This is a genomic window from Reyranella massiliensis 521 (assembly GCF_000312425.1).
GTDB classification, from domain to species: Bacteria; Pseudomonadota; Alphaproteobacteria; order Reyranellales; family Reyranellaceae; genus Reyranella; species Reyranella massiliensis.
Genome location: NZ_HE997181.1, coordinates 2,939,208 through 2,950,137, shown reverse-complemented (window position 1 = coordinate 2,950,137; position 10,930 = coordinate 2,939,208). Strand labels below are relative to the sequence as shown.

11 protein-coding genes are annotated in these 10,930 nt (G+C 65.7%); 7 read left to right on the top strand and 4 right to left on the bottom strand.

The features are described 5' to 3' along the window. On the top strand, positions 1-1,348 hold a 1,348-nt coding region (locus BN60_RS14490; RefSeq protein ID WP_177324824.1), incomplete at its 5' end, for an ATP-binding protein. Further along, positions 1,345-1,704 (top strand): lipocalin-like domain-containing protein, encoded by a 360-nt coding sequence (locus BN60_RS14485; RefSeq protein WP_020696805.1) that lies wholly within the window; start codon positions 1,345-1,347, stop codon positions 1,702-1,704. The genes BN60_RS14490 and BN60_RS14485, both read left to right, overlap by 4 nt. On the opposite strand, the gene BN60_RS14480 is transcribed toward BN60_RS14485, so the two are convergent. From BN60_RS14480 to BN60_RS14465, 4 genes are all read right to left on the bottom strand, one after another. Next, positions 1,701-2,975: a solute carrier family 23 protein gene (locus tag BN60_RS14480; RefSeq protein WP_020696804.1), complete on the bottom strand. Its 1,275-nt coding sequence runs from the start codon at positions 2,973-2,975 to the stop codon at positions 1,701-1,703. The genes BN60_RS14485 and BN60_RS14480 overlap by 4 nt on opposite strands. 94 nt (positions 2,976-3,069) lie before the next feature. After that, on the bottom strand, positions 3,070-3,942 hold the full coding sequence (locus BN60_RS14475) for a DUF2189 domain-containing protein (protein ID WP_020696803.1): 873 nt from the start codon (positions 3,940-3,942) through the stop codon (positions 3,070-3,072). Positions 3,943-4,096: 154 nt separating this feature from the next. Beyond that, entirely contained in the window at positions 4,097-5,026 is a 930-nt protein-coding gene (locus BN60_RS14470; RefSeq protein WP_020696802.1) for an aminotransferase class IV, read from the bottom strand. 14 nt (positions 5,027-5,040) lie between these two features. Beyond that, positions 5,041-5,829 carry a GntR family transcriptional regulator gene (locus tag BN60_RS14465; protein ID WP_020696801.1) on the bottom strand — a complete coding sequence of 263 codons (789 nt, stop codon included), beginning with the start codon at positions 5,827-5,829 and terminating at the stop codon, positions 5,041-5,043. A gap of 126 nt (positions 5,830-5,955) precedes the next feature. Here BN60_RS14465 and BN60_RS14460 point away from each other — a divergent pair, with 126 nt between their 5' ends. Genes BN60_RS14460 through BN60_RS14440 form a run of 5 tightly spaced genes read left to right on the top strand, consistent with a single transcriptional unit; the run spans position 5,956 to position 10,923 of the window. Then, a complete protein-coding gene (locus BN60_RS14460) occupies positions 5,956-7,266 on the top strand; it encodes an aspartate aminotransferase family protein (RefSeq protein ID WP_020696800.1) in 1,311 nt (436 codons plus the stop codon). A 24-nt stretch (positions 7,267-7,290) separates the two neighbouring features. Then, on the top strand, positions 7,291-8,238 hold the full coding sequence (locus tag BN60_RS14455; RefSeq protein WP_245539827.1) for an ABC transporter ATP-binding protein: 948 nt from the start codon (positions 7,291-7,293) through the stop codon (positions 8,236-8,238). Positions 8,239-8,260: 22 nt separating this feature from the next. Continuing rightward, positions 8,261-9,289, top strand: a complete 1,029-nt coding sequence (locus BN60_RS14450) for an extracellular solute-binding protein (RefSeq protein WP_020696798.1) — start codon at positions 8,261-8,263, stop codon at positions 9,287-9,289. A 12-nt stretch (positions 9,290-9,301) separates the two neighbouring features. Next, positions 9,302-10,120 (top strand): ABC transporter permease, encoded by an 819-nt coding sequence (locus tag BN60_RS14445; protein ID WP_020696797.1) that lies wholly within the window; start codon positions 9,302-9,304, stop codon positions 10,118-10,120. Then, positions 10,117-10,923, top strand: coding sequence for an ABC transporter permease (locus BN60_RS14440; RefSeq protein ID WP_020696796.1), 807 nt, complete (start codon positions 10,117-10,119; stop codon positions 10,921-10,923). The genes BN60_RS14445 and BN60_RS14440 overlap by 4 nt, the downstream gene beginning before the upstream one ends. Positions 10,924-10,930: the final 7 nt, after the last annotated feature.

Genomic DNA, 10,930 nt, shown 5'->3' with positions numbered 1-10,930 from the left:
AGGCTGCCTCTATCTCTTCGAGCGCGACTGCTCGATCCAGCGCCGCCACCAGAAGGTGATCGAGGAGGCGCCCGCCCCGAACATGGATCCGGCGCGGCGCAAGGCGATGGGCGAGGCCGCTGTCGCAGCCGCGCGCGCCATCGGCTACCGGGGGGCCGGCACGGTCGAGTTTATCGCCGATCAGGACGGCACCTTCTTCTTCATGGAGATGAACACCCGCCTGCAGGTCGAGCATCCGGTGACGGAGGCGATCACCGGCCAGGACCTGGTCGAGTGGCAGCTCGTGGTCGCGGCCGGAGGCAAGATGCCGTTGACGCAGGATCAACTGCGGATCGATGGCCATGCCGTCGAGGTTCGGCTCTACGCCGAGGACCCGGCCCGCAATTTCCTGCCCTCGACCGGGACGCTGGTGCATCTGCGGCTGCCGGAGGAGGGCGCTCATGTGCGTGTCGATACCGGCGTGCGCCAGGGCGATACCGTGACGCCGTTCTACGATCCGATGATCGCCAAGGTAATCGTCCACGATCGCGACCGTGCCTCTGCGATGCGCCGCATGGCGGCGCTGATGGGGGAGACCGAGGTTGTCGGCGTGACGACCAATGCGGCCCTCCTGAAGGCATTGTGCTCCCATCCGGCGTTCGTCGGTGGCGAAGTCGATACCGGCTTCATCGAGCGCCATCGCGATACCTTGTTCGCCAAGGTCGCCCCGGCCGGTGATCGTGCCTTCGCGGTCGCCACCCTGGCGCGGCTGGTCGAATGGCAGGAGGCTCTGCCGCCGGCGGGCGATCCCTGGTCGCCGTGGAACCAGCAGAACAGCTTCCGTCTGCTCGACGAGGGCCACGACGAAGTGCGCTGGAACGATGGCGAGCGCGACGTGGCGGTGATCGCGCGACGTCTGAAGGATGGCGGCCTGCGGCTCGAACTGCCGGGCGGGGCGCAGGACGCGCGGGTCCAGCGCTATGACGATGGCCGGCTGGCGATCGGCCTGGGCGACGACACGTTCGTGGCCACCGTGGTGCGCCGCAAGGCCAACGATGGCGGCATCGACTATGCGGTGTTCGCCGACGGCGAGAACCGCCGGCTGCGACTGGTCGATCCGCTCGACGTGACGCAGTACGAGGCCACGGCGTCGGCCGAGACGGCGGTGCGTGCGCCGCTGCCCGGCAAGATCATCGACCTGCGCGTGAAGGCAGGCGACACGGTGAGCAAGGGCCAGGCACTGCTGGTGCTCGAAGCCATGAAGATGGAGCACACGCTCGCTGCCCCTGCCGACGGCAAGGTGAAGAGCGTGCGCTACGCCGTGGGCGAGCAGGTGACGGAAGGCGCCGAGCTGGTCGAGTTCGAATGAGCGACCTTCTGGGCGGCTGGTGTCTCGAAAGCTGGTTGCTGGTCCATGCCGATGGCCGCCCTTCGGAGTATCCGATGGGCGCTGATGCAAAGGGCTACATCCTCTACACGCCGGGCGGCCAGGTGAGCGCTACCATCATGCGCGCCGACGCCAGCGCCTGCTTCGCCTATGCCGGCCGCTACGAGATTGCGGACGGCACGGTCTTCCATTCTATCGAACTTTCGACCGACCCGGCGCTGGTCGGCGTCCGCTCGACCCGCCACATCCAACTAGACGGCGATCGGCTCTCCCTCTCGGGGCCGGACTTCACGGCCGGCACCAATCGCACCCAGCAGATCGTGTGGCGGCGGGCCTAACGCTTCCCGCCGCCCAGTACGGCGTTCAGGATGATGGCGCCGAAGGTGGCGGTGCCGATGCCGCCCATGGCGAAGTCGCCGAACTTCAGGGTGAAGTCGCCGGTGCCCAGCACCAGGGTGACGGCGGCGACCATCAGGTTGCGGCTGTCGGAGAAGTCGACCTTGTTGTCGACCCAGATCTTGGCGCCGGCGATGGCGATCAGGCCGAACACCACGATGCTGACGCCGCCCATCACCGGCAGCGGGATGGTGTGGATCAGCGCCCCGAACTTCGGGGAAAAGCCCAGCACGATGGCGAAAAGGGCGGCGACCACGAACAGCGCCGTCGAGTAGACGCGGGTCGCGGCCATCACGCCGATGTTCTCGGCATAGGTGGTGACGCCCGTGCCGCCGACGCCGCCCGACACCATGGTGGCGACACCGTCCCCCAGGAAGGCGCGGCCGAGATGGGGATCCATGTTGCGGCCGGTCATGGCGCCGACGGCCCGCAGATGGCCCAGGTTCTCGGCCACCAGGATCAGCGCCACTGGCGCGATCAGCACGATGGCCTTGGTGTCGAAGACCGGCGCCACGAAGGCGGGCGCACCGAACCACGCGGCCTTGGCCAGCAGATCGCCGCTGATCGGCTTGCCCCAGCCCAGGCCATTGGTCAGCACGGCATAGGCAATCGTGGCGAGGATCAATCCGACCAGCACCAACAACCGCCGCGTCATGCCGCGCGTGAAGACGGCGACGAGAGCGATGGTGGTGAAAGTGAGGGCTTGCATCCAGGCGTCGAACGAGGTCGGCGCCATGTTCTTGACCGGCACGGAGGCGAGATTGAGGCCGATCACGGCGACCACGGCGCCGGTGACGACCGGCGGCATCAGCCGTTCGATCCAGGCCGCGCCCGCGCTCATCACGCCGAGGCCGATCAAGGCGTAGATCGCGCCGCAGACCACGATGCCGCCGAGTGCGAGAGGGATATTGGGATTGGCACCCTGGCCGGCATAGCCGGTTGCGACCGCGACCACCGAGATGAAGGCGAAGGAGGAGCCGACATAGCTCGGCACCTTGCCGCCGACGGCGACGAAGAAGATCAGGGTGCCGACGCCGCTCATCAGCACGGCGATGTTGGGATCGAAGCCCATCAGCAAGGGGCCGAGGATGGTGGCGCCGAACATGGCGACCACATGCTGGATGCCCAGCGCGACGGTCTGCGGCCACGGCAGCCGCTCGTCCGGCGCGATGACAATGCCGTCGGCCGGTTGCTTCACGGTCCAGGTGAACATGCGTATCTCCCCCGAGGTTTGCGCTGCTCACCTCCTCCCTAACGCTCCCCCGCGACACGGGGGAGCGGAAAGACGAAGTTATCCTCGTTGGAGATCAGGCGACGACCTTGCGGTAGAGGTGCCAGGTCGCGTGGCCGAGGACCGGCAGGACGATGGCGAGGCCGACCAGCAGCGGGATCATGCCCACCACGAGACTGCCTGCCACGATCAGACCCCACAGCGCCATCGGACCGGGATTCATCCACACCGCGCGAACGGAGGTCGCAATCGCCGTGCCGACGCCGACCTTGCGGTCGAGCAGCAGGGGAAACGACACGACGCCGATCACCAGCACGGCAAGGGCGAAGAGGAAGCCCACACCGATGCCGACAACAGTCATGGTCCAGCCCGCCGGCGTAGTCAGTGCATCGCGGGCAAAGGCCACCGCCGAGACCGGCGCGTCGGGGCCGAGCGTCACCGTGTAGATGAAGTTGGCTGCGAATAGCCACAGGCAGAAAATCGCCAGCAGCAGCAGGCCCATCACCATGATCGAGCCGATGTTCGGGGAGCGCACGACGGAGAAGACGTCGGTCCAGCGCGCTTCGAGCCCCAGTTCGCGCCGTCGGCTGATCTCGTAGAGGCCGATGCCGAACAAGGGTGCGATAAGCGCGAAGCCTGCGATCAGCGGGAAGACCAGCGCCAGCATGCCGTAGTCGAAGGCCATGCGCGAAACGACGAGGCCGGCGATCGGATAGAGCAGGCAGAGGAAGACTACGTCGGTGCGAACGGCGCCGAAGTCACGCCAGCCGGCCGACAGGGCTTCCCTGATATCCGTCGAGGTGATGCGGCGAACCGTGGGTGGCGCCGAGGCGCGATCCTCCCAGGTGCCTTCCATCGTCTGTGCGGCCGAGCCGAAGGCTTGGCCGGTTTGTTTGAGATGCTCCCAACCCCATTCCAAGGGGTTACGGATGTGGTTCTGCGTCGCCATGACTGCCTCCTTGCGAACGAACGTCCGAAGGTCGCGGCCCGGTCACGATCACACGGTGATCACGCCAGTACGCGATCCACCACGAGGAAGAAGTCTACGCCTGTTGGAGGGCCGAGTCGCCCCCTTCGCGTGCTGCGCGAAGGGGGGCATCTCGCTACTGCGAGAACTTGAGATACTGGGCCACGAAATCGCACCCAACGCTCTTGGCGTAGGCGTCGATCAGTTTCTTGGTGATCGGGCCCGGAATCTTGCCGTCGGCCACCGGGGCGCCATTGAAGCTGCGGACCGGCAGGATGCAGAGGCTGGTCGAGGTCAGGAACATTTCTTCGGCATTGGCGGCGTCGAACATGTCGATGTCGCCCGGCGTGCAGGAGATGCCGAGCTGCTTGGCCATGTCGATGGTCATCTGTCGGCTGACGCCCGGCAGCACGTAACGCTCGGAGGGCGTGAAGAGTTCACCCTCGCGCACGATGAAGATGTTGCTGCCCAAGCCCTCGGCCAGGTTGCCGTTCTCGTCGAGCAGGACCGGCCAGGCGTCCGGGTTCAACGCCTTGATTGGCTTCTCGGCCATGATCATGTTGAGATAGTTGTGTGTCTTGGCGCGCGGCGAGAGCATCGACGGCGCGGTGCGGCGCACGGTCGTGGTCATGACGTCGGCGCCGGTGCGATAGAGCTTGCCGCGGGTCTTGAGCGGCAGCGGCAGGACCTCGATCACGACGTTGGGGCCGGTGTGATCCCAGCCTTCGTCGCCCACGGCATCGACGCCGCGGCTCACGCGCTGGCCGATCCACCAGTCACCGACGGCTTCGCGCAGATGCGCGTTACGCTCCACGACTTCCTCGCTGTGTGCCACCATCTCCTTGGGGCCGATGCCGGGATCGATCTGCAGGTAGCGGAGCGAGCGGTAGAAGCGGTCGATATGCTCCTTCAGCCGGAAGGGGACGCCCTCGAAGGTGCGCGTCATGTCGAAGGCGCCGTCGCCGTACTTCCAGCTGCGGTCGCGGAAGGGGATCATGACCTGGTTCTCGGGCATGAACTGGCCGTTGAACCAGGCGATGCGTTGATTGCTGAGCTGCTGTGCCACGATTTTCTCCGTACTCAGTTGAGATCAAGACGTTTGGGGCGAAGGTCGAGGGCCGCGTCGGCTTTCCTTTTGCCGCGGCGGCTGCCGGCGGCGGACGGCAGGGCGGGGACGATGTTGCCGGCTTCGTCTGCGAGGCTGGCGACATAGGAAAGCGTACCGTGAACATCGTTCTCGATTTCCCGGCGGGCTGCAACCGGATCACGCGCCTGCAGCGCCTGGACGATGCGCAGTCGCCGCGCCGGTCCGCCGGCCGAGGCGATGTAGTCGGGAAAGAGCAGGTTCATGTAGGGGCCGGTCTGCAGCCATAGCCCTTCGATCACGCGCAGCAACGTCGGTTGGCCTGCGATCGCATAGAGGGCAAAGTGGAACTCGCTGATCTTCTCGCGATCCGCCACGCTGTCGCCGCGTTTGCGCACGGCGACGATCTCGCGCGCGATGCGGCGCAGGTTAGCGATCTGCGCTCGGGTTGCCGCTTCGGCTGCTTTTCCGGCAGCGAGCCCTTCGACCGCGACGCGAATGTCGCGCAGCTCCAGTACCTTCGCCTTTGTCATCAGCGGAATGCGGACGGATCGGTTGGGCTGCATCTCGAAAGCGCCTTCCGCAACCAGGCGGCGCACGGCTTCGCGGACCGGCGTCAGGCTAACGCCGAGGGCTTTTGCGACAAAGCGGAAGGTGAGTTTCTGTCCCGGCGCGAAGCGGCCCGACGTCAGCGCCACACGCAGCGAGTCGTAGACTTGCTTGCGCAGCGATGTGTCGGTCAGCTCATCAGCGGCAGCGACGGTTCGCATCGTGATGTTGACCATAGCCGAAGTGCCTAAAATTTGTGATCACAAAAATGCATTGCTGGCGCGTGAAGCGGTCGCTAGGCTCGAGCGCGTTCGAGACCACGGGCATGACCCGTGTGGCACCATTCTTGCGGGGTGAGGGGCATGCGCAGTTACACCAAGTCGATCGCGCTTTACGAAAAATCCCGCAAGCACATGGCCGGCGGCGTCAGCAGCAACATCCGCTACGCCAGCGTGCCGGTGCCGCTCTTCTTTGCGCGCGGCGAGGGCGCTCGCCTCTACGACGTCGACGGCAATGTCCATATCGACTACGTGCTGGGCAACGGCCCGGCCATCCTGGGTCACGCGCCGAAGAAGGTGGTCGATGCCGTGGCGGCGTCCCTTGTCGAAGGACAGGTCTTCGCGGCGCAGCATCCGCGCGAGGCCGAACTGGCGGAGCGGTTGAGCCGTCTGTTGCCGGGCGCCGAAGTCGTGCGCTTTGCGACGTCGGGCACCGAGGCCGTGTTGATGGCAATGCGGCTGGCGCGCGCCTTCACCAACCGAAGCAAGATCCTGAAGTTCGAGGGCCACTATCACGGCTGGAGCGATCAGGCGTTCATCAGCACCAAGCCGTCGCTGAACGAGGCGGGGCCGGCCGATGCGCCCGTGCCGGTCGCGGGTTCGCCGGGCATGCCGCCCAGCGTGCTGGATGACGTCGTCGTATGCGGCTGGAACGATCTCGACCTTCTGGAACAGGCGCTGGAGCGCCATCGCGGCGAGGTCGCCGGCGTGATCATGGAGCCGGTGATGGTGAACGGCGGCGCGATCCCGCCGCTCCCCGGTTACTTGGAGGGCGTGCGCGATCTCTGCCGCAAGCATGGCGCGCTGTTCATCTGCGACGAGGTCATCACCGGCTTCCGCGTGGCCCTTGGAGGCGCGCAGGCGAAATACGGCGTCACCGCGGACCTCGTCATCTATGCCAAGGCCGTGGCGGCGGGCTTTCCGCTCGCTCTGGTCGCCGGCCGGCGCGACGTCATGGATACGCTGCTCGACAAGGGCGTCATGCACGGCGGCACCTACAACGGCAACGTCCAGAGCATGGCCGCGGCGCTGGCGGCGCTCGACATTCTCGAAGCGGACAACGGCGCGATCTATCGGGGGATGGAAGCGTGCGGCCAGCGGCTCATGGAGGGGCTTACGCTCCTGGGCGCCAAGCATGGGCTCGCGATGCTCGTGCAGGGCATGCCAGCCATCTTCCAAACCTTCTTCACATCGGCCGCTGCGCCGCGGAACTATCGCGACTCCATGGCCACGGACCGCGACGCGATGCTCTCCTTCCACGCTGCCCTGCAGGAAGAGGGCGTGCGCGTTCAGCAGGGAGGCCGGTGGTTCCTATCGACCGCGCACGACAAGCCCGTGATCGACGAGACGCTGGCGGCTGCCGATCGCGCCATGGCGAAGATGGTGCGCCACTAGATGTCGGAAATCCGCCTCGAGGGAGTGACCAAGCGGTATGGCACCTTCGCGGCGGCCGACAATGTCGATCTTGCGGTGACCCAGGGCGAGCTGGTCACCATTTTGGGCCCGAGCGGATCGGGCAAGACGACATTGCTTTCCTTGATTGCCGGCCTCAACAAGCCAACGTCCGGCCGAATCTTCATCGGTGGCCGCGACGTCACGGACGCGCCGGCACAGGAACGCAACATCGGGCTGGTGTTCCAGTCCTATGCGCTGTTCCCGCATATGACGGTGCTGGAGAACGTGCTGTTCCCCCTGGGCGTGCGCAAGATCGGCCGTGCTGAGGCGGACCGGCTGGCGCGCGATGCCCTGAAGCTGGTGCGGCTGGACGGCCTGGAGAATCGCCGGCCGTCGCAACTGTCGGGCGGCCAGCAGCAGCGCGTGGCGCTGGCGCGCGCCGTCGTCTTCAAGCCGGACATCCTTCTGCTCGACGAGCCGCTGGGCGCCCTCGACCGCAAGCTGCGCGAGGAGCTGCAGGTCGAGTTGAAGCAGCTCCAGCGCAGTCTCGGCGTGACGACCTTGCTGGTGACGCACGATCAGGAAGAGGCGCTGTCTCTGTCTGACCGCATCATGGTGCTTGACAAGGGGCGTATGCAGCAGGTCGCCGCGCCCACGGAAGCCTATTTGAAGCCAGCAAACCGCTTCGTTGCCGAGTTTCTGGGCATCGCCAATTTCGTCGGTCTGCCGGATGGCGGGCAAGCGCTGGTGCGGCCCGAGAGGATCAAGATTTCAAACGGTGGTCCCGGCAAGCCGGCCAGAGTCGTCGAAGCGATCTATCTCGGTCAGATGGTCCGCTACCACCTGTCGCTCGATGGGGAGGGGGCCAAGCCCATGGTCGCTGCGGCGCCGTTCGTCGGCCCGGCCTATGCGACAGGCGCGCGCGTGATGGTGTCATGGGACGCCGCCGACCTGTGGCCGGTGGCGAAGTGAATCACAGGAGGAGGGAATCCAGATGAAGCGTCGTACGTTCGTGGGCGCGGCTGCGGCCGGCCTGCCCGCATTCAGCATCCTCGGCGCCGGCAGTGCCCGCGCCCAGGTGAAGGAAATCCGCATGATCGAGGCCGGCGGCAAGTCCGGCGAATCGGTCGAGGTGGGTTACATCGAGCCCTTCACCAAGAAGACCGGCATCAAGGTGATCCGTGAAAGCCCCAATCCGCTGGGCAAGCTGCGCGCCCTGGTCGAGAGCGGCCAGACCAGCACCGTGCTGATGGAGCTGGGATCGGGCGGCATGCTGCAGGCCCGCAACCTCAAGCTGATTGAACCGATCGACTGGGCCGCCGTGGCGCCGCAGCCGATGTTCCCCGAGGCCAAGCACGAATACGGCTTCGGCTATCAATACTTCTCGACCATCATGGCCTGGCGCGCCGGTGCCAAGGCGCCCAAGACCTGGGCCGATTTCTTCAACACCAAGGACTTCCCCGGCAAGCGCTGTCTGCCGGACTATCCCAACTACGCGATCTCCTTCGCGCTGCTCGCCACCGGCGTCACGCCGGACAAGCTCTTCCCGCTCGATGTCGATACCGCGTTCAAGAAGCTGAGCGAGATCAAGAAGGACATCGCGGTGTGGTGGAAGGCGGGCGCGCAGGCGCCGCAGCTCATGAAGGACAACGAGGTGCAGTACGCGATCTGCTGGTCGGGCCGCGTCGTGGGCGATCCGGCGTTCGGCGTAAATTTCGCCGGCGGCATGGCCGATCTCTCGTACTTCACCATCGTGAAGAACTCGAAAGCCGAGGATCGCGCGGCGGCCTACAAGCTGATGCATGAGATGTCGATTGCGGCCAATCAGGCGAAGGCCGCGACCGTGGTCTCCTACACCGGCCCGAGCCCCGAGCTCGACGCGCTGCTGCCCAAGGACAAGCTCGCCGAGTATCCGACCAGCAAGCAGAACAAGGCCGTGCAGTGGGTCGAGAATGCCGAATGGTGGGCGGCCAACGGCGAGGCCGTGAACAAGAAGTGGGAAGCCTTCAAGCTCAGCCTCTGAGCGGAGACTTCGATGCGCGGACAGGGATTTGGCTTCGTCGCACCGTTACTGGTGCTGATGTTCGTCGCCTTCAACGCGCCCATCGTCTACATGCTGGGCCTCGCCTTCTGGGAGAAGGGGCGGGGCTTCACGCTCCAGCACTATGAAGGATTGCTCGAAGCGCCGGTCTATCTGCGCGTGCTGGGCAATACGATGCGCGTCGCCCTGGTGGCAACCTTGGCGAATGTCGTCATCGGCTATCCGCTGGCGCTCTGGATGCGCGGGCTCAGCAACCGTGGGCGCATGATCGCGCTTTCGCTCGTCGTGCTGCCGTTCTGGGTCAGCATCCTGGTGCGGACCTACGCTTGGATCGTCGTGCTGGGCAATGGCGGGCTGGTGAATCGCGCCCTGCAATGGAGCGGGCTCACCGATGCGCCGGTTTCCTTCCTCTACAACGAGCTTGGCGTCACTATCGGCATGGCCAATGTCCTGCTGCCGTTCCTCGTGCTGCCGCTGTTTGCCGCCATGATCCGTATCGACGACCGGCTGTTGCAGGCTGCCGCGTCGCTCGGCGCTCCGCCGCGCACCATCTTCTGGAAAGTCTTCTTTCCGCTCACCTTGCCGGCGCTGGCGGCGGGCACCTTGCTGGTCTTCATTCTCTGCCTCGGCTTCTACGTGACGCCGGCGATTCTTGGAGGCGGGCGCGTCCCCATGATCTCCAATCTGCTCGACACCCTGATCAACCAGATCCCGCGCTGGGAGACGGCGGCGGCGATCTCGACGATCCTGCTGATCGTGACCCTGCTGATCTTTGCCGCCTATCGTCGCCTTGATAGGAAGGCATCGGCATGATCGGCAACACGCCCTGGACGCGGCGGCTCCTGACGGCGGCCGGCTACTTCGGTCTGGCGTTCCTGACCGTCCCACTGCTCATCGTCATCCCGATGTCGTTCTCCTCGGCGAGGGCGTTGACCTTCCCGCCGCCGGGCCTGTCGCTGCGCTGGTACGAGGCCTTCTTCGGCGATTCGCGCTGGATGGAGGCGATGGCGACGTCCGCGTCGGTTGCCGCCATCTCTTCGGTGGCGGCGCTCCTGCTGGGCGGGCTGGCTGTCTATGGCCTGCGTCGCGGCAACTTCATCGGGCGAGGTCCGGCCGAGGGCAACTTCATGGCGCCGCTGATCGTGCCCACGATCATTACCGCCATCGCGCTCTATCTCGGGCTCGCCAAGGTCGGCCTGCTGGGCTCGTTCCTGGGCCTCGTGATGGCGCACACGATCCTCAACGTGCCGCTGGTCATCATGGTGCTGGGCGTGGCGATCCGCGAGTTCGACCATCGCATCGAGCAGGTGGCCTGGAGCCTGGGCGCGTCATGGACGTACACCATGCGCAAAGTGGTGCTGCCCAATCTGGCGCCCAGTGTCTTCGCGGCCTGGATCTTCGCCTTCATCGGCAGTTTCGACGAAGTGATCGTGACCTCGTTCATCGCCGGCAAGTACGAGACCGTGCCGAAGAAGATGTTCAACGAGCTGATCCTCGAGGTGAATCCGACCATCACCGCTGTTGCAACGCTGCTGATCGCCTTTACGGTCTTGGCGCTGGCGGCCGTTGCGTTCATCCTCGGTCGGGCCGGCAAGCTGAAGCAGACGCTGGTGTAGGAAGAGA